The organism is Psychrobacter cibarius (assembly GCF_016107535.1).
Classification (GTDB): domain Bacteria; phylum Pseudomonadota; class Gammaproteobacteria; order Pseudomonadales; family Moraxellaceae; genus Psychrobacter; species Psychrobacter cibarius.
Map to the genome: position 1 here is coordinate 224,389 of NZ_JABASQ010000003.1, position 23,388 is coordinate 247,776.

Genomic DNA, 23,388 nt, shown 5'->3' on the forward strand with positions numbered 1-23,388 from the left:
ATGCCCCAATCCACTAAGCCTGTTACGAATTACGCCCTACCCGACCATTTATTGGATTTACTCGGACAGTATTTACAAGAGAAAGTCACGCCCACTATCGAGATTGATCCTGCACAGTTGGCCTATCGCTGGGTCGGTGGTCATAATGGACATTTGGAGCCATTGGCAGTGAACTTATTTTTAAGTTTAGATGATTTGCATGGTATCGATACGCAAAAGGCAAAACTGGTACAAAACACACGGCAATTTCTAAAGGGCTATCCTGCCAATCATGTCTTGATGACAGGGACACGTGGTGCTGGCAAATCATCGCTGATCCGGGCATTGCTACAAGCCTATCATAGCGAAGGACTGCGCATTATTGAAATTGCCCGTGATGACCTGCGAGTGCTTGATAAGATACGCGCCGCCATTAATGCACTGCCGACCGAGTGTAGTTGTCACTATATGGTGTACTGTGATGACTTGGCATTTAATGGTCAAGACGAGAGTTATCGGACGTTAAAAAGCGTATTGGACGGCTCGCTAGACTCAGAGCAAGACAAGTTATTGGTTTATGCGACCAGTAATCGCCGTCATCTATTGCCTCAGCTAATGAAAGACAATGTCAATATTTATAATGGTCAAACCGATGAGGTCAATCCTTATGAAACCATTGATGAGACGGTATCGCTGTCTGATCGCTTTGGGCTTTGGTTGTCCTTTCATCCAATGGATCAAAACACCTATTTGCACATCGTACGCCATTATTTATCACTTTCGCCAAACCGAAATCTAGATAATGCGAATGACGTTAAAGAAACTAATAATGAAGAAAAAAATAAGATGCTACCTGATAACATCAGAGCAGCAGCGCTACGTTGGGCATCAGAGCGTGGTGGACGTTCAGGACGAGTGGCGTATCAGTTTAGCCGCTACTGGATAGGACAGACACGATTAGCAGCTGAAGACAGTCCATCGTAAAGCTTCATTAAAAGTTATTTTTATGATGACGCTCAGTGCTTAATGACCGCGTGCAGAACCCAGATATTGTACGCGGTTATTTTCGTTAATATCTGCTAAATCAACCGCACCATCGACCATATATTGGTCAAAATCTGCGGCTAACCATAGATTACCTTTGTAAACGCTCTCAGCATCTAAACGAATATGCGCCATGTTGGGCGTGCTGCTGCTTGGATTATCAAAGCTTTGATAACGAGCGCTGAAGTGAGTCAAAATTAGATTATTTACACCACTGTTTTCTACAAAACCCGCCACCGATTGCGCACTACTATGCATTGGATCAAACTCTGGATTTTTGGCTTGAATCTTAGTCAATACCTCATGCGTATATGTCGCTTCATGCACCAATAAATCCGTATCAACCAACGCCGCAGTGAGACACGCTGGCGTATCGTTATCACCAGCCACCACTACTCGCGTTCGTGACAGGGCATCATTGACATAATCTACTGCACATAACTGCTGACCATCTCCAGTGATGACATCGTGACCTTGTTGCAATTTACCCCATAGCGCGCTTGCAGGAATACCTTGCGCTAGCAGTTTATCCGTATCAAGCGTGCGATGATGGATAGTCTGCGTGATACCAAATGCATGAGAAGCAACCCGATGTGACAGCGCCGTGATATCGATATCAAGCTGATGTTGGTCGCTTAAGCGAATATTTACCTTGTTTGTATCACTTTGCTCAGACAGTACCTCTTCAATGGCTACAAAATTGAGAGCAAAGGGTAGATACAATTCCGTGGTTAAGGTAATGGCTTCGAGCAATGTCGCGATGGCTTTGGGAGCAATCAGGGTCAATGGCTCATGGCGTCCTGACATCGCGGCACTTGCCAACAGTCCTGGCAGACCATAACAATGATCGCCATGCACATGGGTGATACAGATAGCGGCTAGTTGATGCAAAGACAGTTTGGTATGTAACAGTTGCTGCTGCGTGCCTTCACCGCAATCCATCAGTAGCCATGGACGCGATTTTTTATTTTGATTGGCATTCTGTGGTTGATTGCCTTGCTGTGAACCAGAGGTATGAGGATTCAGACATTCAATCGCCATTGCAGTCACATTACGCTGCTTGGTTGGCACACCAGCAGAGGTACCCAAAAAAGTCAGCTTCAACATAGATTACCTCTCTTACACATGATACTTATCTGCTATGACAATTGGCACATCATGGTTTTTTGCGCTGCAACCATCTGCCCACCATTGGCCGTACATTCACTGACCATATTGGACTCATAAGATTTCCAGCCGCCATAAAAGCTGGCCACACACAATATAACCACGAGCAATTTTTGTGACCATGCTTTAATGGATACCTGCTGATGGTTCACATTGTCAGCAGTAGTATCAAGCGCGGGCTTAGCAGCAATGCCAGTATCAACATCAGTATGCTTGTTATGCGATTTATTTAAGTCTGTCATTTCTTATCCTAAAAAAGGTTTTGTCTATGAATAAACAAAACCCTTCATTTTAATATCAAATCAGTCATTTATGAACGATTAAATGCGCCGCTTTTAGAACTGCAAACGACCACCCTTTTCTTCTGCACGCTTAAAGGCATCACGCTCTTCACAGCGTTTTAGCCAAATTAAGATATTGGCATATTTACTGCTATCTAATCCTGTACCAGCATTAGCACCTACAACCGCAAGATGCATTTGGATATCAGCGGCACTAAATTCAGCCCCTGCAAACCAATGATTATCTTGCAAATGCTGCTCCATCATCGCCAATATAGCATCCAGACTTTTGCTTATCATATTTTTTTCGACTTGGTTGCGGATGCTTTTGCTCACAGGCTTGATGAGCATGGGCGACTGCTCAACCACTTTGGTGAAGACCAAACGCATGACCAATGGCGGCATCACTGATGCTTCAGCGAAATGTAACCAAAACGTGTAAGCCTCCCACGCCGCTTCATTATTATCCGCAGGCTTGAACTGTTTCTCGCTATCATAATGCTTCAACAAGTACTCAATAATAAAACCTGATTCGATGAGCACACGGTCATTTACTTCTAACATGGGTGCATGACCGAGCGGATGTATTTTTTTTAAACTGTCAGGCGCACGGTATGCTTTATTGCGCTCATAGCAAGTCAATTGATAATCGACGCCAAGCTCCTCTAACAGCCAAATAATACGAAATGAGCGCGAATTTGCTAAATGATGAAGGTGTAACATAAACCATCCTAGTTATAATGTGAATAAGTTATCGTATGAATAAGTCATAATATGTATAGTTGGTGCCACGCATTTCATTGGTAAACGTTGTTAAGCGTGGCAGCAATGCTATCGATAATAGCGTAATTAATGCCTCTTTAACACAGAAACTGTGTAGAGTAATGACGAAAAATACTGCCCGCTAAGTCAAGTCTATATCGACTTGCTGGCAGACGCTACTTTGAATGCAGCTCTTCAATTTTGCGTGTCATCTTATGGATTTTTTGCTGATACTTTCTAATTTTGCGGAAACGATGCGCAGTTAACACACCTTTAATACGGTGGTTTTTCAGGCGGCGACGTGGCGGGAAGCTACCCACTTGTGGCTCATTATAACCATGCAAACGGTCATCACGCTTACGTGCCAAGTAACCAAGCGCACTATCCACAATCATCATCAACAGCGCGACAAAAATCATGCCGTACATAAATAAAGAGCCTCCCTCATCGATACTTTGATGCAAAATCGTGATGGAAAATATGAATAAAAATATCGGCTCAAGGTAGCATAAGGTGCCAAATAATGAGACGGGCAGCTTTTGACTGGCAACCATGGTCAACGACATCGCAGCCGTACTGATAATGCCTAATAGTGGCAACAGATACCAAAACTTATCGGTAGATATCGCCAGCGCAAATCCGCCATTGAGATATAAAGCAATCAACACCACCGGCGTCAATAAAACAAGGTCAGAGATAAGCCCTGTAATCGGCGGCACTGCCAATTTACGACGCAGTAGATAATAGGGCGGATAACCCAAGCAAACAAATAAAGTCGCCCAAGAAATACTGCCGTACTGAAAGACATCATAGGCAATACCTGCGCCTGCGCAAATGGTGGCAATCCATTGTAACAAGCTCATGTCTTCGTTATAAAAAAACCGACCAACCATAATCATAATCATTGGATATAAAAAGTAACCCAATGTCACCTCAAGCCCTAAATCATTGACAGGTGCCCACATAAATATCCAGATTTGCGCGCCCAATATTGGTGTGGGTATGATAAATAAAAACCATTCTTTTGGCGTCTTTAGGGTTTTTAGATAATCAAAAATATGCTGCCATTGCTTAAGCACACTAATCAGCAGCACCAGACTCAATAGCATCATCAGTACGCGCCAAGAAGCGACTTGCGTCCCTGACAACGGCTGCATCAATAGACCAAATAAGAATAGCAATGAATATAAAAAATTTGCTGCCACTGCAGCGATGGTACCTTGCGACGTTTGATTCGTGGTGAGCATAACGACAACCTTGAAAAATGAGCGCACGTCCTTGGCAATTTTAGAAAAAAACAAAAGCCTCCGACGCGGACGTCGAAGGCTTTTTGATCTATCAACTCTGTTATCTACAACATAATCATATAATATTGAGATAAACACTTGGAATATATCGTGTTTATCTTGTGGTCGGTATTATGTCAAAGTCAGAATAGATAAGCAATACAACTGCTTCACTAAAGCGTTCACCTATCCATTCAGCATCTTACTTTGCACTCAGCTGCTCGATTTTTTGCTGTATTCTATCCATCTTTTTTTGATAGCGCCGAATCTTGCGAAAACGATGCGCGGTTAAAACCCCATCAATACGCTGATCTATGAAACGACGACGCGGCGGAAACCCGCCCACTTGTGGCTCTCGATAGCCATGCAAATGATTGTCACGGCGGCGCTTAAGATAACCTTTTATACTATCAGCAATCATCACCAGTAACGCCAAACTTACCATACCATACATAAATAGCGAGCCGCCCTCATCGAGACTTTGACTTAGAACAGTGATGGATAAAACAAACAGCAGCATAGGCTCGACATAGCTTAACGCCCCAAATAATGACACGGGTAATTTGCTACTGGCAATCATGGTTAAGGACATCGCCAGCGCACTAAAAGCTCCTAGCAGTGGTAATAAATACCAGAACTTGATGTCCTGTGCTGCCGTACTAAAGCCGCCGCTAAAATACAACATAATGAGCACCACTGGCGTTAACAGAGCCAAATCAGACAACAGCCCTGTGATAGGCGGCACAGCCAGTTTACGCCGCAATAGATAATAGGGTGGATAGCCCAAGCACACAAACAACGTTACCCAAGATACTGAGCCATATTGAAAGATATCATAGCCAATACCTAAGGCTGCACATAGCGCGGCCACCCACTGCAACGCACTCATATGCTCGTGATAAAAGAAACGGCCCAGCACTATCATCACCAGCGGTAACAGAAAATAGCCCAAGGTAACATCCAGCCCAAAGCCATTGACCGGTGCCCACATAAATAGCCAAATTTGACCACCCAAAATCGGTGTGGGCAAAATAAATATCAGCCACTCTTTCGGAGTTTTTAAGGTTTTCAAATAATCAAAAACGTGTTGCCATTGCTTGGTAAAACTGACCAACAATAGCAAACTTAGCAGCATCATGAGCACGCGCCATGAAGCTACCTGCGTACCTGTCAAAGGCAGCATAAATAGCCCAAACACAAACATCATCGAAAATAAAAAGCTCGATGATATCGAAGCAAGGGTTCCTTGAAAAGTTTGATTGGTCGAGAGCATAACAACAGCCTTAAAAAATAGAACTTTATGGGCATTATTTATAAAAAATTAGAGCAGCGGAAACTTAGAGGCAGACTCTAACAATAGATGACGTACTGAAAAAAATAAAAGCCTCCGACGATAACGTCAGAGGCTTTTTATAGAACAATCATATAAGACTAGATCAAAAAGCTAACTACTGAGACATTTATTCGTCGTCTGTGTTTTCACCGTCTGTACTATCAACATCTAATTCATTGTCAGTAGCAATATCCATAACGTCATTCGTTGCTGTGTTGCCAGTCGCCGCATCAATATCTATCTGCTCTTGACCTGCCACATCAAATGTACCGTCTTCTCTCATGGCATCAACCAGCTCATCGTCACCTTCTTCATGCTCAACACGCGCCATAGCGACCAGCTTCTCGTCTTTTGATAGACGAATCAGCGTCACACCTTGCGTATTACGACCAGAGCTAGCGACATGCTCAACGGGCGTACGAACCAACGTACCTTTGTCAGAGATTAAAATAATATCGTCTGTAGAGTCAACCTTGGTGGCTCTTACTAGCGCACCATTACGCTCACTGGTTTTGATAGCAATTACACCGCCGCCGCCACGATTTTGGGTATTGAACTCATCGATAAAGGTACGTTTACCAAAGCCGTTTTCACAAGCAATAAGGATTTCGCGGACATCATCTTCGATCACAACCAATGATTTTATCGACTCATTAGCCGCCAAACGCATACCACGGACACCTTTAGCCGTACGACCCATCACACGAGCATCATTTTCATCAAAACGAATGGCTTTACCACTGGATGCAAACAACATCACTTCTTGGCTACCATTAGTGATACGAGCACTGACCAGCTTATCGCCCTCTTCTAGTCCAACCGCAATCAAGCCGTTCGAGCGAATATTGGCAAACTGCTTAAGCTCTACTCGCTTCACCGTACCATTAGCCGTTGCAAAGAACACAAAAGGTGGCTCTGCTTGCGTGCTATCCTCTAAATTATTATCTTCTGATAAGCTGTCATCCCCATCTATTAGATTATCTGTTAATGCTTCACCTTTTACCGATAGCTCTTCCACTATTTTTGGAATCGGTAGTATCGTAGTAACAGTTTCATCAGGATTTAAGCCAATTAAATTCACTAATGGACGACCGCGAGCACCGCGACTGGCAATCGGCACTTCAAAACCACGTAAGCTAAAGACACGACCGCTATCCGTGAAGCACAATACGGTAGCATGCGTTGAGGTCACAACCAAATGATCAATCACATCATCTTCTTTCATTGCGGTTGCAGACTTACCTTTACCGCCACGTTTTTGCGCGACATAATCGTCAATCGGCTGAGTTTTTGCATAACCAGTACGTGAGACCGTCATGACAACCGTCTGTTCAGGAATCAAATCTTCACGGTTAAAGTCAGTACGTGAGTCAATAATATCGGTACGGCGTTCATCACCAAAGTTATCACGAATCTCAATCATCTCATTGGAGATAATGGTCATTAGCTTATCAAAATCACCAAGAATAGACTCTAAATGAGCGATTTCACGTAGCAAATCCTGATATTCTTCAGTCAATTTGTCTTGCTCAAGACCCGTTAGACGATGCAACTGCATATCCAAAATTGCGTTGACCTGCTCAAGTGATAAGCGATAACGTTCTTCGCCCTCAATCAAGCCAAATGGTGCTTTAGGATCTTCGCCTTCGATATAGTCAGGACGCACAGATTGGCTACCAGCAGCGGTAAGCATCGCCACCACGCTACCTGAACCCCACGTGTTATTTAGTAGGCTTTCACGTGCCAAACCGCGGTTTGCAGAGGCTTTAATTGTTGCAATAATCTCGTCGATATTGGCTAATGCAACGGTCAAACCTTCGAGCAAATGACCACGTACGCGCGCTTTGTTTAACTCATAAATCGTACGGCGTGTCACCACTTCTTGGCGATGACGTACAAAGGCGGCAATCAGCTGACGCAAAGTCAGTAATTTCGGCTGACCATTATCGAGCGCCACCATATTGATACTAAAGCTTGATTCGAGCGGCGTTTGCAAGAACAAGTTATTAACGATAACTTCAGCTGTCTCACCACGACGCAAATCAATGGCGATACGCATACCATCTTTGTCAGATTCATCACGAATCTCGCTAATACCTTCAATCTTTTTATCACGTACGAGTTCTGCGATACGCTCAATCATTTTGGCTTTATTAGATTGATAAGGTACTTCGGTAAAGACAATACGCTCACGATCGCGGTTGACACCCGTATCACTCATGGCTTCAATATGATAGCGACCACGTATGTGCAAACGACCTTTACCCGTGCGATAAGCATCTAAAATACCAGCGCGACCATAAATAATACCGCCTGTAGGAAAGTCAGGACCTGAGATGTGTGACATCAACTCTTCAGCTGATACTTGCGGGTTTTCGGCATAAGCCAAACAAGCATTAATCACTTCTGTCAGGTTGTGCGGCGCCATATTAGTCGCCATACCAACAGCAATACCAGTCGCACCATTGATTAGTAAGTTTGGAACACGCGCGGGCATGACGCTAGGCATACGCTCAGAACCATCGTAGTTGTCTTCCCAATCAACCGTGTCTTTGTCTAAATCAGCAAGCATCTGATGCGTCAGCTTGGTCATACGTACTTCGGTATAACGCATCGCTGCCGGAGGATCATCATCGATCGAACCAAAGTTACCTTGACCGTCAACCATCGGATAACGCAAACTAAAATCCTGCGCCATCCGCACAATGGCATCATAGACCGCACTATCGCCATGTGGGTGATATTTACCAATAACATCGCCGACGACACGTGCAGACTTCTTATATGGCTTATTATAGTCGTTAGATAGCACGTGCATGGCGTACATCACACGGCGGTGTACAGGTTTGAACCCATCACGCACATCAGGCAGCGCACGCGAGACAATCACGCTCATCGCATAATCCAGATAGGATTGCTTTAGTTCCTCTACGATGCCAATAGGACTGACCGATTCGCTCATATACACTCCTTCACTCACATTGTTTTTCTAATGTTGACACGTTTGTTCAAGATACTCATGGGTTATACAAAAATATAGCTGCATCAATGCGCAGCTACTATCAGAATATAGACCCTAAAAAAGCACTGTCAAAGGTGCAAAACAATAGGAAAATAGTGATACGGTTTTTGTTAAAAATAATGTTCAATTAAAGAAGCTATTTTAGCACAAATTTGCTGATTTAGGGGCGTCTGGCTGTTATTAAAATTAAGCAAAACAGCTGATTAGCGGTTTTTTTCACTCTAATAACAAGGGTAAAAACAACTTTAACGACATACTTGTTTTGATTGACTGATTTTGCCGTTTTTACAAACAAATTTACCATCTTTTGAGCAGTGAGATACGCCGCCCATTTTGCCCGAACAAGGTGTATTCTTAGCCTGTGCTTGACTGATCGGAGCTACCATAAAGACACAGGCAATTAGTGATAATATTATCGATTTCATATTTTTCTCTTATTGAGGATTAAATGATATTCATGAAAAAACTGCATCCAGTGGATACAGTTTTTTCGATAGTCAGGCTATTTTTTATGGTTAAAATGACCTCTATTAAGCAGGTTTAAATTCCTGATTAAAGAACTCACGTGTGGCTTGCGTACAAGCCGTACTGACCAGACCGCCGTGATAGTTGCCCAATACAGCAACGCTTGCAGGTATGCCTTGCTGTGCTCCTGCAGCTACTACGCGTTGAAGATTTTGAACAAAGTTACTTTGAACACTTGTTACCACAGAATTAATATTCCATTGGTTCATGGACGCCTGTCCAATAAGTTGAACATTAGAATTATCAGGACGATCATTAGCTGTCGTCGCATCAACATCCAATACTGTCACGTTAATGGTAAGGGCTGTATTTTGTGCGACACTCCCTTGAATAATAGCGGCCATTGAACTGGTATTTAGGTCATAAAAAACCGTTGGATCTTGATTACCACCACATAGCAGAGTTGGCATTTTTGGTACATACCCACGTAGATCATTGGCTTTTAAGGCTTTTCGTAAGTTGTTTTGTGGATTGGCTGCTGGTAATGCTCCTGTCATCGCGATTAGGCTATCAGGGTTTTGTAACGCATCTGCGACATAAGCGGTACGAAAGTCTGTTTTGATCAGATAGTTATCATCCGCGAAGCCAATAGAGGCAAAGGGTACGGTAGGCGCTGGTAGAAGATCAAGCGTGGGATTGTTTTCAGGATCTTTTTCAAACAGCGCATTATCGGGCAGTTTATTAGCAGCGACCAACTCACCAAAGCTCAATAAACTTGGTAATTGTGTGTTTGCATAATTGGCAGTGAATATATCAGCAGTACTATTATAGACATTGCCATACGCATTTTGGAGACCAGATGCCAGTAGCGGTGCAAAACGCGATGCGCCGATATTGACATTACCCGAAAATATTGCATCACCGAACGCTGCCAGTGCATAAGGCCCTGATAAAGGTGCAATGGCAGTGACAGGCTCATCATTTTTCTCGAACATTCTTGCAGTTGCCATCGCCACATGCCCGCCCTGTGAGTAACCACTGATAAATAACTTACCAGAGTCATCAATGTTGGTGTAGTCAGGATCATTAGCGCGCTGTTGTCTTGCAATGATGGTACGGGCACTGTCTAATGCATCAGCCATGTCAGTGGCTTGTTGCTCAGCCACAAGGTATGGATGGTAATCAAGATCAGACTCATCATAACCAGCATAGTTTGGTGCAACGACGATGTAGCCTTGAGCCGCAAAGTTGGCAGCGATTAATGTCGACTCACCAGCGGCTGGATTTTGAGGATTAGCGACTTGACTAAAATCGTAGCCTTTGTCCGTAGTTGTGCCATGGGCATACAGCAAGATAGGTCGATCGCCTTGACAGTCAGCACTGTCGCCACTTGGTAGCATCAAAGCTGCTGTCGCGTTGGTACGCTCACCCGCTGCCCCTACTGTCGGATAGCTGACTTTTTCGATTTTGATATCGCACTTGGCATCAGGGGTTGCCGTACCATCAAGATCGAACTGGGTATTTATTTGCGCAGTGTTAAATGAGCTGATTGATTTAACTGACGTCGCAGAGTCAGAGCCTATGACAGTATTAAAGTCATTGTCATTGTCATCGCCACAACCGACCAGCAGCAAGCTACTGGCAATGGCGACCGATAATAGGCAGCGTAGCATCACAGGCTTGCCCGTCGTAATGGATACTGATTGATGGGTACTGCTAGATGATTTGTTATTTATAGCGGTAGTAGATTTAGATACGATCATAGTTGCTGTCCTTAGCGGTGGTAGATCAGACGTTTGCTGAGAGTCCTTGACAATAAAAAACTTCAGTATGGCAGACTCTTTTTATCGATTGTTTTTTATTGAATACAGTGAAGTATCAGATATTTTCAATAAAACTTACTCAATAATTGTTTCTTAAACCTTACTACTTATACCGTAAAATATTGTGAAAAGCTACTGGGAAACAGGTATTTAATAGCATATTTAACGCTCTGGTAAAGCTAGTATTGGTGTCAAGCCTAGCTTAGATTTTGTCTTTGTTGTACGATGTTTCAAAATACCACCCTAATACAGATAGCGCTTTATGCAAACCTACAGTGAAAGTACCAAAGAACATGACAACCAGTCGGTTGATCTGACACAACCAAGCGCTGCATCAGGCGATATACGTGCCGATCGTAGCTTCGATGCAATTGCGGATCATTTTGAAAAAAAGGTCTACGGTGGCTTAAAAGGCGATATTCGATTGGCGGTGCTACGCCGTGATATCTTTGAATATAGCGCGCAAATGAGTAAAAGCCTTGGGCGACCTTTACGTATTTTGGATGTGGGTGCAGGGCTCGCACAGATTGCAATAGAGCTTGCAGCTCAAGGTCATACATTGGTCATCAATGATATCTCAGCTAATATGCTAGAAAAAGCGAAAGCGAGTACCGCGCAGATAGACGAAGACCTGAATATCACATGGTACGTTTGCCCCTATCAGGAGCTGCCAGAAAAGTTAGACAAAGAAAAGCATGAAAAGTTTGATTTAATCATGTGTCATGCGCTGCTTGAATGGTTGGCAGAGCCCGCTGCAGTGATGGACTTTTTTGATCAGCAATTAACGGATAATGGTGCGCTATCTTTATGCTTTTATAACCCAGCAAGCTTTGATTATCGCAATCTGATTATGGGGAATTTCAACTTACTCGATAATACAGAATATAAGGCGGACAACAAAAAAAGCCTCACGCCCAACCATCCTGTCGCCAAAGAAGAAGTCGAATCTTGGTTGACTGCGCATCATTATCAGACCATACGCACCAGCGGTCTGCGCGTATTTCATGATTATGCCCCGCTTAAGCGTGGTGGACACAATGACCCAGATGCCGTGATACGCATGGAGCTGCGCTACTCGCAATTAGAGCCGTATAAATGGTTGGGACGTTATTTGCACATATTGGCGACACGATAAGCTTAAGTGCAAGCACCTGTTGTTTGACGTAAACATGAATTAATATAGTCGCCGCAGTTTAAGGTAGGTATAAAGTAGATACAAGGCAGCCAAGCGTCAATAGCATACTGTGTGCATGTCGCGAGGTTAATTTCCTAATCACTTATAAATGCTGCGACTATTCTGTCTCGTCAACTCTCTCTGACCTATCATACTCTGACCAAGTCGTCGCATTGATGTCTTTTTCATCAAATACCACGACGTGCTCTAAAATAGGTAAAATACCAATCTGTGACCCAATCTCGTGATTATGGTGACTGGCGACTAAAGACAGTACCGTTTGCCCGTCGTCAAGTTGCAAGCGATATAAATAGTTGGCACCGCGAAATACGCGTCCAACGACTAAAGCGGTTTGGTTGCTCTCATCGTCATGAATGATATCATCAGGGCGCACCAACACCTTAATCGGCGTACCGTTAGGATAATCGTACTCGCAATACTGTGGATACCCTGATTCATCATACACTTCCATACGTCGATAGATATCGCCTAATGCCGTCTCAACATGGCCTTCTTTGATGATGCCATCTATCATCGCGCCTTCGCCGACAAACTCGGCGACAAAAGGACTGATTGGCTCGTGATATAGCTCACTTGGGGTTGCCCACTGTACCAGCTTACCTTTATGCATCACCCCCACTTTATCAGCCAGTGCAAAAGCTTCGTTTTGATCATGAGTGACCAGTATTGCCGTGGTATTGGTGCGTTTAAGAATATCACGGACATTCATTGCCAATGATTCACGTAGCACCACATCTAGATTAGAAAACGGCTCATCAAGTAGTAATAGTTTTGGCTTTGGCGCTAATGCACGGGCTAATGCCACCCGCTGCTGTTGGCCACCTGACAGCTCATTTGGACGTTTGTCAGCATGCTCAGACAATTCAACCAGCTCTAGCATCTCAGCGACACGGGCTTTTTTGTCAGCGGCAGACCATTTATTCAGACCAAAAGCGATGTTTTTTGCCACGCTCAAATGTCCAAACAACGCATAGTCCTGAAACACCATACCCATACCGCGTTTGGCGGGTGCTACTGCATACGAGTTGCGGTCAGTTTTATCAGTAAGACATTGATTGTTTAAGAGAACCGTACCATCACGGCTTTGTTCCAGCCCTGCAATCGCTCTTAGTGCCGTGGTCTTGCCGCAGCCGCTATAACCCAAAAAGCAGCCAATCTCGCCTTGCTTCAATTCCAATGACAAACCATTGACGATAATCGTATCGTCATAACCGACGATTAAATCTTGCACACTAAAATAAGGACTAGTAGCCGTAGCTGCCTCAGTATTTGTCTCAACATCTTGGCTAAAAGCACTGATTTTTTCTAAAGACTTACTAGGCTGGGCGGGCGACGTCTTAATTTGAGCAACTGGTAATTTTTTTATATGCTCCAGTCTTGCCTTGGCCTTTATTGACTTGGCATTGATTGATTTAGAGTCTGCTGAGCCTTTCATTGAATCAGTGTACATAGACGGTACCAGTTAGCTATTAGTAAATAAAACCCATAGATAAAACAGTGAAAACAATCATAAAATGGAGCGCTATCGGATAATGCAGATTCACTCTAAAAACACCTTAACCTTGCTTATCGCTTTGACGCAATAATATCCAAACAGGCAGCAGCCCAACCAGCACAATCAATAAACTGGGCAACGCAGCTCGTCCCCACATGCCTTCACTGGTCATCTCAAACACCCGCACCGCCAGCGTATCCCAGCCTTGGCGACGCGTCATTAAGGTAATCGGCATCTCTTTCATGACTTCAACAAACCCCATCAATAGTCCAGTCAATATTCCTGGACTAATAACGGGCAACATCACTTGACGCCAGCGCTGATAAGGGCTGTCACTCAGTAATTTGGCAGCGGCTTCTTGATTGACCGTTAGTCGCTGTAGCTGTCGATCAACTGGCTGAAAACTCACCGTCATAAAACGCGTCGATAATGCCAATAGCATCACTATCACACTGCCTGATAGTACTTGCTGCGTGGTAATCCCAAAGGCAATCATTTGGTTGTCTAGCCAAGCAATTGGGATAAAGATGCCCACTGCCAATACTGTACCCGGCACCACATAACCCAAATTTGCCAAAGTAGTCATGAGCTTGGTCAATTTATCAGGATACTGCCGCTTAATCCACGCAATGATAATCGCCAAAAAGGCAATAAAAATCGTGGTCATGCTAGCAATCATGAGGCTGTTGGTCACAAAATCAATATAGCGCGCATCGAAATCTTGGCGAAAATTCAATGCCGTCCAGTAGATGAGCTGCAAAAATGGGATTAAAAAAGCGCCAGCAAACACCAAAGTACACAGCAATGTCATGCCCAATTTCGCAGGCGTGCTGGCATCAAAACGCTGACTGCTGCCTTGAGTCACGTTATTGCCGCGCTTGGTTTGCCAATACTGCTCAAACAATACCACAATAAAGATCACACCGATGAGCAAAGCTGCCAATTGTGCCGCAGTGGTCAAACTAAAGAAGCCAAACCATGCTTTGTAAATAGCCGTGGTAAAGGTATCAACATTAAAGACTGACACGGCACCAAAGTCTGCCAAAGTTTCCATACTGGCAAGCAATAGTCCGCCAATAATCCATGGCAATGCTTGTGGTAATGCCAACCGAAAAAACACGCGGCTACGGCTTAAGCCCAGCATTTGTCCCGCTTCAATCGCGCGCCTGCCTTGCGATAAGAACGCTTGACGCGCCAACAAATAGACATAGGGATAAAATGCTAGGGACAATACCAAACCTGCTCCCCAGACATTACGGATCGAAGGAATCGCTGCATCAAAGCCTAGGTCGCGCAAACCTGTCTGTAATGGTCCACTAAAATCAACAATACCAATGGTGACAAATGCTAATACATAAGCGGGTATCGCCAGCGGTAACATCAGCGCCCACGAAAAAAACCGCTGTCCAGGGAAGCGGTACATACTGGTTACCCAAGCAAGCGCGGTGCCAATAGTGCCAGACACGACCGTTACCATCAGCAATAAAATCGCGGTATTTTTAAGCACTTGCGGCAGCACATAATCTGCCATGTGCGTCCAGATATCGGCTATTGGCTGCGTCCAAGATAGCAACACAATCAAAATTGGCAAAAGCATAAACGACGAAATCAGTCCTAAGACTGATTTTGAGATAATACGTTTACGGACGGCGTGGTCTTGGCTGACAGTCTGCTTGCCATCAATATTATGATTATCCATATTGTTGGCATTAGCACTATCATTGACTGTATTGTTTTGACGTGCAGACGCGTCTGGCGTTTTGATCATATCATTATTACCGTGTCATACGCATAAAGACCTTACAACATTATACCAAACTCAAAAATACGGCTAAAAACACTGTCTGCTTTGAACATAAACCCTATCATTTAGCCTATCAAGCTTGATACTCGTGCTTGATAAGCATTGTCATTTTTGAGAATGGTATGACTGTCAATACCTTATTTATAGCCTGCTTTGTCCATCAACTGAATGGCTTGGGTTTGTAGCTCACCAAACTTTTGCACATTGATATCGTCTTTTTTGAACTCACCCCATGATCTGAGCATTTCTGACTCATCAACCCCTACTTTTACTGGGAATTCTTTGTCTGAGCTGGCATAAAGACCTTGCGCCTCATCAGAAGACAACCATTCTATCAGTTTAAGCGTCCCATCTGGATTGTCTGAACCTGCGACCACACCAGCACCTGAAATATTTACGTGTGTACCAGTCGTGCCTTGGTTTGCCCAAAATATTTTCACAGGGAAGTTAGGTTTTTCATCGAGCAGACGACCGTAGTAGTAACTATTGGCAATGCCCACTTCACACTGACCAGCAGCGATGGCTTCTAGCATACTGGTATCATCGCTGAACACGTCAGTCGCTAAGTTAGCGACCCAACCACGGACGATTTCTTCCGTTTTTTCTTCGCCCAAATGCTCCATCATACTGGCCACAAGCGACTGGTTATAGACCTTTTTAGAGGTACGTAGGCATAACTTGCCTTTCCATTTTGGATCGGCTAAATCTGCATAAGTAGATAATTGGTCGGCACTGACTTTGCTTGGGTCATAAAAGATCGTACGAGCACGCAATGATAGCCCTGTCCACTGACCTTTTGGATCACGATATTTGGCAGGGACATTTTCTTCTAACACAGTAGAGGATACTGGTTGCAACAAGCCTTGCTGAGCGGCTTGCCATAAGTTACCCGCATCAACCGTGAGCAGCATGTCGGCTGGCGTGTTCTGACCTTCAGCTTGCAAACGCGCCATGAGCGGACCTGTACTATCTGTGACCAGCTCAATCTTCACACCTGTCTGTTCGGTATAACGGTCTAGCAATGGCTTAATCAGCTGCTCATTTCGCGAAGAATAAATGGTAATCGTTTGACCACCTTCACTCGTAGCACCATCATTAGCAGCTGGTTGCTCAGTAGCCGCCGCTGATGTCTCCGCCTCCACGCTCTCTTCTGTTGTAGATGAATTGCTACAACCAGCCAGTCCCAACATCATGCCAAATACGGCAACAGGCAAGATAAGCTTAGTAGAAGTTAGGTTAGCGCTAATGGCATTCAATGACATGGTTTTCCCCATAATGATGCTACGAAAAGATGAGATAAATAGACGAGATGACAATAAGATAAGACGGCGCTAAAGACCTCTAACAATAAGGTTCAATCACGCGATAATCTCTGAAACAACATACTAATAGAAATGAGATTAATTATCAATACATTTGTTTAACTCAGAAATGCACCGATAATTTGGCTCAACTGTCTCTTTTTAAGGACAAATTTATAGATCTTCATGGAGTAATGTATAGATTTTCTAAGTGATGGCATGTCTTAATTATCTTTCAATGATCTGCTGATTCACGACAGCAACCATTGACCTAAAATCACATTGACGGCGGCTTCTGTACGCAGGATACGCGAGCCTATAGTAACTGCCGCGCAACCTTGAGTGGCAAGCAGTGCTATTTCATAATCAATCCAGCCGCCCTCGCTACCGATGCAAACCAGACTTGGCAATCCTAACGATGGCGGCTGTTGTAGATACTGTGTAAAGGATAGCTCACTATACGGGTGCGCCACGATGGCTCGATTGGTTACCAAACCTGCCAGCTCATCTTCCACGAATGGCTTAAAGCGTTTTTGTAAAGTGATACGAGGCGCTATGGTATCAACCCCTTGTTGCAGCCCTTCTAATACAAACTCATCAAGGCGCTCAAGCATCGGACTTTGCCAATAGCTTTTTTGCGTGCGATAGCTGTTGATTAGGATGATATCGCGCACCCCAAGCGCGGTCATATCCATGATTAAGCGGCGTAGCACTTTAGGACGCGGTAGTGCCAAAACAACGGTCAAATCTAACTTAGGTGGCGGCGCAGTGGTGAGCTGAATATCACGCAACTCAATAGCATCAGAGCGGATGCTTTCTATAACAGCAGTGCCCAAATGACCGCCCATTTGACCGATTTTCAGCGTATCACCAACTTTTGCTGTTAGCACTTTATTGACGTGATTTATTTGTGATAATTCATCAATATATGCCGCATCCGAAGAGAAGTTTTCAATGGGTAATAATAAACAATTCATAGCAGCTCTTGGCTTGGTTGTTGAATAGCATGCTGCTCGACAACCTCTTTAATCATGGTAAATTGGCGAGTCAATACAGCTTGCTGTTGTCTCGTCATTCGCGCGCCAGCTTGCCCTGCTTGTGCCGCTACCTCAAGATCACTGAGCCAAGACACTAGCTGCTGATAAATGAGCGCTACCTCCTCTTTAGCGGCAGGCTTCTTACGAGAGAATTGTTGATTCATATCATCATTAGTAGTAGCCGTATTAACAGTAACGGGACGATAGAAAACATTGTTTGGCTGATATAACGCGCCGACCTCCGCCAATTTATCCACCACGCTTTGACAAGACTGCGTATAGCGCCCCATGAGTACAGGCGTTGCCACACTGGCTGGCTCAACAGGATTGTGCCCACCGACATCCACTAATGAGCCGCCGACCAGTGCCACATCTGCCAACTTATACCACGCCATCAGCTCACCCATGCTATCAGCCAGATAGACTTGTGTGTCTACATGAATGCTATCTTCTGCACTACGCCGTGCCATTGTTAATTCGGACGCTTGAATGAGCGCTGCTACTTCATCAAAACGTTCAGGATGTCTAGGCACAATGATAAGCAGCGCATCAGCGAGCGCTGGATGAGACAATAGCTGTTGATGCAGTGATAGTGCCGTCTCTTCTTCGCCACTATGGGTACTTGCGGCTACCCAAATCGGTCGACCAGTGATATTCATCTCTTTTGCTAATGTGGACTCTTTGACCGATTCAAAATATTGGTTTGGTACACTAGAATTTTCTGTATAGTTATTTTCTATATCAGCTTCTATATCAGCCGCTTTATCTTCAATTTGAGGCGTATTAATTACCCATTTGAGTGAACCTGCGACACGAATTTGCGCGCTATTCGCACCCAATTGTCGAAAGCGTTTCGCTGAGTCGCTGTCTTGGGCGATAATCAAAGTCAGATTTTTCATCATACTGGCACTGACCGCAGCGATTTTTTGATAACTTTTAAAAGAAGACGCTGACAGCCGACCGTTGACCAAGATACTGGGAATATGGTGTTCGGATAATTTGGTTAGGATATTTGCCCATAGTTCTGTTTCGACAAACAGAGCAGCGATGGGCTTGACATGCGCCAAAAAAGCCTCAATCACAGTTGGGCTGTCGACAGGTACGTAGCTATGACTCATCCGACCTTGAGCAATATCATCGGCGAAACGACTAGCACCGCGAGCAAAACCTGTCTGCGTGGTATTGGTTAACCATATTTGATAGCCATCTGCCAATAATGTATCTAATAATGGCGCGACGGTATTGGTCTCGCCCAATGACACCGCATGACACCAAATCACACCTTTATCGGTTTGCGCATTAGTCACTTTAGCCACTGGTCGCGGCGGATATTGTTTGCCAAAACGCTGCGCTACTTCTTGTTGATAGTTGTCGCGGTTGTGTGAGCGTTGCCAAACTTGCAGTCGATATAGCGGCTTAAGTAAGCCAATGGCGCACTGATAATACAAAGGCGCAGTATAAACAGTGCGGCTGGGCAACGATACTGGGTCAGTCGCTTCTAAAGCACAATCAGAGGATATAGGAGAAGATGGCATAAAGTTGCCCAGATTAGTAATGGCTTAAATAATATAGTCGATTCACTATAAAAGAGTGACGGCTTTCACCTCTTTAAATTAAATCGACTATAGTAAGGTGACGGTAAAAAATGCGCCAATTCTACCTGAATTTAGCGATTAACAATACGCTTTACAGCGTGTTGCCATAAAATATTTTAGACAATAATTAAAATCAATATTGCCACTACGAGTATGGCGACGAATAACAACTGATAACGCTTCATGCTATGTTGCTCTTGCTTTTGTGTCGTTATCAGCGCTTGCGCCTGTTGCCATTGCCCTACTACGCTCGCCGCTTCCGCATGTCCATTCTCCGCTGCTTGCTCTAGCCAATATTTGCCAGTGTCTATATCTTGCGCCACGCCAACCCCTTGGTAATACATCTTACTTAGTAGGCGCTGCGCACGACTGTCATTTTTGCTGGCTGCCTGCTTAACCCACTCAACCCCTGACGCTGTAGCAGCACCCTTATCAACCGCTAACCCTTCACCAAGTAACTCATACATTGCCAAATGTAGCATGGCAGCGCTATTACCCGCCTGCGCCGCCTCTTGTAGTGTTAATAGCGCTTGCTTTTTTGTCGCCAAATGACTCTCTGAAAAGCGCATTTGCGTGCGCGGCTGACTTTGCTTGGCAATATGCTGTTCTAACTGCTCCAACACTTTATGGGCTTGCTGATACTCAATATTTCCAGCCGTTTGAATGACCTCTATGTTTTCCAGCTCTACGAGCAGTTGCGTAAAAATCGCGGGCGTTGGCAATTCTTGAGGAGAAGGCACTGACGATGGTAGTGGCTGCTCTAATACCGTATTTTCTGAGGCTGTATGAGGTTGCACTGTTTCTGATTTAGACAGCATAGGCTTAGTTTGGCTCTCTTGCTGAGACAGGTTCTGAGATTCTGGCACATCATGTGGCGTATGACTCAACCCTCCTTTTTCCAACGGTTTCTGACTATCAACCGTTTTAATGCGCTCTACACTAGTGCTTGTATTTGGTGTGCTGATATTAATGGTTGGTGTAATCGAATTAGCAACGTGATTGTCGTGCGCATGTGGCAACCTTGCGCTAACCGCTTGATAAAGACCACTCGCCACTTGACTGCCTTGTACCGCCTCAAACGGCCGATCAATATGACCAAATAGACGCATCCCTATCGGCTCTAGTGCAAAAAACAATGACTTAACGCTATTAGCATCAGCCGACTGATAATATACAACCGCCATGTGTTGATAAAAATCATCGGTCGTCAGTACCAGTTCAGGATAGCGCTTATGTAGCTCAAACTGTCCATACCAATGCGGCGTACTTTGCCATTGCTGTGCCAATACTCGCCCTGCATAAAACGCCAAAAACACCATAAAGTTACGATAGCGTTCATCGAGCAATAATGTCTCTTCATGCCATCGACCAGTTTTAACCATCTCACGGCGTATGTGCGACAGCAGCGTATCGACTCGCTGTAAGCTGGCCAATGACTCATCTAATATACAATCACGAAGCTCACTTTCGTAAGCAATGCCACCAGCGATAGGACGATCCGCTAGAAAGTCTTGCCAATAGCCTGCTGCAATATAGTCAAAGGGCGTTAGAGGTGATGCAGACGATGCATACATAGACAAGCGCATCCTTTATCGGGATAAATTAATAGTAATAAAAATAAGGTCATCATAGGACTAAACTGACATCAGTCGTTTACCTTACCCTAAAATCGAAAATGCTACAATAAAGGACTAAATAAGCGTACCACATTATCAAACAAACGCTCTGCACCATGGCGCTGTTGCCACTGCTCTAAACTCAAAAAACGGCAACTTTGTAAGTAGACTTCTTGACAATCAGCCACTTGAGCGACCATCTCTGGTGTATAAATGGCCAAGCTCACCTCCATATTTAGATAAAAACTGCGCATATCGATGTTTACAGTACCAAATAAACAATAATCATCATCGATAACCACTGTTTTGGTATGCAACAAACCACCCTTAAACAAGGCAATCGTCACGCCTGCCTCGAGCAGCTCTTGATAATAGGCTTGTGACGCATGCTGTACAAGAAACGAATCCACCTTTTCAGGGACAATCAGCGTCACCTCAACCCCGCGTTTGGCAGCGATCGTTAATGCTCCCGAGAGCGCCTCGTCAGGTACAAAATACGGTGTGGTAATGCGAATGCGTTTATTGGCGCGATGAATAACGGTCACCAATGTATTGTAAATCACATGGGCAGTCACTTGTGGTGCGGAAGGTATTAGCTGCGCCAGCACCCCTTCTACCATCGGCATTTTCGGTATCACAATCGATGTCGAGCCAATATTTGGCTGCTCATAATAGTCGATCTCACCAGCCAATACCTTTACCCGACTATTTAAATCATTAATGGTTGGGTTCATCACATATAGTTTACGAGTATAGCCATTTACTCGCTGATTGAGCGCGTCTAGATTGTCATTGTTTTCCGCACCAATGTCTGTGACCACCACGATCGCCATGGCTGTCGTAATACTAATAGAGTGTTGACTGGTCGTGCGTATGGCCACATCGATCCACTGTCCAACGTTTTTATTTTGTTTAAAAAATCTTGGATCGACCAAGTTAAAGCTACCGATATAGCCAATGTGCTCATCAATCACCACAATTTTACGATGATTGCGCAAGTCAGAGCGCTTAAATAGCGTTTTAAATAAACCCACTGGTAATGACTGATGGACAAAAACACCTGCTTTTTCTAATGTACGATGCGCGCTACTATTAAAAAAACTAAAGCTGCCTACGCTATCGGCCAAGATATGACACTCAATGCCACGCTGCGCTGCCGCTGACAGCGCCTCTATCACCTCTAGTACTTGTCCTTTAGGATAAACAATATAAAACTCCATCAGGATAATAGTCTGAGCGGCATTGATATCTTCGATTAATCTCTGAAAAATAGTATGAGGATCTGTCAATAGCTGCATATTGTGATTAGGAAACACGCCCAGCCCCGTCCAGCGCGTGCCTATTTGACTGACACCGCGGTAGTTGGCTGGCAGCAGCTCTTGTCCCTGATCAAAAACCAAATTCTCACGCCGTGCCATATCATCCATCAATAAGCTTGCTTGGTCTACCCGTTGACGATAGCGCCGCCCTATCATCGGCTCACCCAATAGTATATAAGCGATGAAACCAAAAAGAGGCAAGGTATAGAGCACAGCAATCCAAGCGATAGATACACCGATATTGCGCTGCACCGATACAACACGTAACGTCATTACTATCATGAGAACAATATGCAATACCAGACCCAAGCCTGCAAAGTCTCCCCAAGACCAGGTCGTAAAAGTTTGTTCAATAGTGGAATTTTCTATGCCCGCCTCCAACAATCAACATAAAATAAAGCATGAGTCGTAAAATACTCTCAATAGTATAGTAGTTTTTGACCATCAAACAATGACTAACCATAATAAGTTTTTAGGCAGCAACCTTAGTAAACACGTGCCTCAGACTACTATTAATAATAACTTTCAGACAGTATTTTCAATTATTTTTCAAAATAGTTAAAAAACTGTTTGACAGCCATGTGTAAATCTATATAATACACACCCACAGCAGCAGAGCTTAGTGACAAACTTAGAGCTCAGTTGATGTTGAATAGATTGCTTAGCAATTGTTCGAAGGGTGATTAGCTCAGTTGGTAGAGCGTCTGCCTTACACGCAGAATGTCGGCGGTTCGAATCCGTCATCACCCACCACTATCTAGTATAGCGTTACTCTCAAGTAGTAGGCTAAGTGGTTAAATAAACTAAGTACGACCTAAGCAGCGGTAGTTCAGTTGGTTAGAATACCGGCCTGTCACGCCGGGG

17 protein-coding genes and 1 tRNA gene are annotated in these 23,388 nt (G+C 44.3%); 3 read left to right on the top strand and 15 right to left on the bottom strand.

The window, feature by feature from the left end:
* Positions 1–963 (top strand): ATP-binding protein, encoded by a 963-nt coding sequence (locus JFC08_RS04170; protein WP_198329807.1) that lies wholly within the window; start codon positions 1–3, stop codon positions 961–963.
* Positions 964–1,002: 39 nt separating this feature from the next.
* On the opposite strand, the gene JFC08_RS04175 is transcribed toward JFC08_RS04170, so the two are convergent.
* The 8 genes from JFC08_RS04175 to JFC08_RS04210 form a co-directional block, all read right to left on the bottom strand.
* Positions 1,003–2,130: a ribonuclease Z gene (locus JFC08_RS04175; protein ID WP_198329808.1), complete on the bottom strand. Its 1,128-nt coding sequence runs from the start codon at positions 2,128–2,130 to the stop codon at positions 1,003–1,005.
* A gap of 32 nt (positions 2,131–2,162) precedes the next feature.
* On the bottom strand, positions 2,163–2,432 hold the full coding sequence (locus tag JFC08_RS04180; RefSeq protein WP_060490674.1) for a hypothetical protein: 270 nt from the start codon (positions 2,430–2,432) through the stop codon (positions 2,163–2,165).
* A gap of 93 nt (positions 2,433–2,525) precedes the next feature.
* Positions 2,526–3,194: a glutathione S-transferase gene (locus tag JFC08_RS04185; RefSeq protein ID WP_198329809.1), complete on the bottom strand. Its 669-nt coding sequence runs from the start codon at positions 3,192–3,194 to the stop codon at positions 2,526–2,528.
* A gap of 215 nt (positions 3,195–3,409) precedes the next feature.
* Positions 3,410–4,480, bottom strand: a complete 1,071-nt coding sequence (rarD, locus tag JFC08_RS04190; protein WP_198329810.1) for an EamA family transporter RarD — start codon at positions 4,478–4,480, stop codon at positions 3,410–3,412.
* 241 nt (positions 4,481–4,721) lie between these two features.
* Positions 4,722–5,792 carry an EamA family transporter RarD gene (gene rarD, locus JFC08_RS04195; protein ID WP_060490672.1) on the bottom strand — a complete coding sequence of 357 codons (1,071 nt, stop codon included), beginning with the start codon at positions 5,790–5,792 and terminating at the stop codon, positions 4,722–4,724.
* 187 nt (positions 5,793–5,979) lie between these two features.
* A complete protein-coding gene (gene gyrA, locus JFC08_RS04200) occupies positions 5,980–8,814 on the bottom strand; it encodes a DNA gyrase subunit A (RefSeq protein WP_198329811.1) in 2,835 nt (944 codons plus the stop codon).
* Positions 8,815–9,119: 305 nt separating this feature from the next.
* On the bottom strand, positions 9,120–9,299 hold the full coding sequence (locus tag JFC08_RS04205; RefSeq protein WP_198329812.1) for a YdcA family protein: 180 nt from the start codon (positions 9,297–9,299) through the stop codon (positions 9,120–9,122).
* A 105-nt stretch (positions 9,300–9,404) separates the two neighbouring features.
* Entirely contained in the window at positions 9,405–11,102 is a 1,698-nt protein-coding gene (locus JFC08_RS04210; protein ID WP_198329813.1) for an alpha/beta hydrolase family protein, read from the bottom strand.
* 322 nt (positions 11,103–11,424) lie between these two features.
* On the opposite strand from JFC08_RS04210, the gene JFC08_RS04215 reads away from it, so the two are divergent.
* Positions 11,425–12,297 carry a methyltransferase gene (locus JFC08_RS04215; RefSeq protein WP_198329814.1) on the top strand — a complete coding sequence of 291 codons (873 nt, stop codon included), beginning with the start codon at positions 11,425–11,427 and terminating at the stop codon, positions 12,295–12,297.
* Positions 12,298–12,454: 157 nt separating this feature from the next.
* Here JFC08_RS04215 and JFC08_RS04220 read toward each other — a convergent pair whose 3' ends face one another.
* The 7 genes from JFC08_RS04220 to JFC08_RS04250 form a co-directional block, all read right to left on the bottom strand.
* Positions 12,455–13,807 carry an ABC transporter ATP-binding protein gene (locus JFC08_RS04220; RefSeq protein ID WP_198329815.1) on the bottom strand — a complete coding sequence of 451 codons (1,353 nt, stop codon included), beginning with the start codon at positions 13,805–13,807 and terminating at the stop codon, positions 12,455–12,457.
* 106 nt (positions 13,808–13,913) lie between these two features.
* Positions 13,914–15,620 carry an ABC transporter permease gene (locus tag JFC08_RS04225; RefSeq protein WP_198329816.1) on the bottom strand — a complete coding sequence of 569 codons (1,707 nt, stop codon included), beginning with the start codon at positions 15,618–15,620 and terminating at the stop codon, positions 13,914–13,916.
* Between the two features lie 173 nt (positions 15,621–15,793).
* The gene (locus JFC08_RS04230) at positions 15,794–16,918 is read right to left on the bottom strand and encodes an extracellular solute-binding protein (protein ID WP_198329817.1); all 1,125 of its coding nucleotides are present in this window, start codon (positions 16,916–16,918) and stop codon (positions 15,794–15,796) included.
* 290 nt (positions 16,919–17,208) lie between these two features.
* On the bottom strand, positions 17,209–17,934 hold the full coding sequence (locus JFC08_RS04235; protein WP_193009521.1) for a 16S rRNA (uracil(1498)-N(3))-methyltransferase: 726 nt from the start codon (positions 17,932–17,934) through the stop codon (positions 17,209–17,211).
* Positions 17,931–19,529, bottom strand: coding sequence for a 3-deoxy-D-manno-octulosonic acid transferase (locus JFC08_RS04240; RefSeq protein ID WP_198329818.1), 1,599 nt, complete (start codon positions 19,527–19,529; stop codon positions 17,931–17,933). The genes JFC08_RS04235 and JFC08_RS04240 overlap by 4 nt, the downstream gene beginning before the upstream one ends.
* Positions 19,530–19,705: 176 nt before the next feature.
* Positions 19,706–21,163 (bottom strand): tetratricopeptide repeat protein, encoded by a 1,458-nt coding sequence (locus JFC08_RS04245; protein WP_198329819.1) that lies wholly within the window; start codon positions 21,161–21,163, stop codon positions 19,706–19,708.
* A 104-nt stretch (positions 21,164–21,267) separates the two neighbouring features.
* Positions 21,268–22,905 carry a cardiolipin synthase gene (locus JFC08_RS04250; RefSeq protein ID WP_198329820.1) on the bottom strand — a complete coding sequence of 546 codons (1,638 nt, stop codon included), beginning with the start codon at positions 22,903–22,905 and terminating at the stop codon, positions 21,268–21,270.
* Between the two features lie 296 nt (positions 22,906–23,201).
* On the opposite strand from JFC08_RS04250, the gene JFC08_RS04255 reads away from it, so the two are divergent.
* A tRNA-Val gene (locus JFC08_RS04255) sits at positions 23,202–23,277 on the top strand.
* The last annotated feature ends 111 nt before the right edge of the window (positions 23,278–23,388 follow it).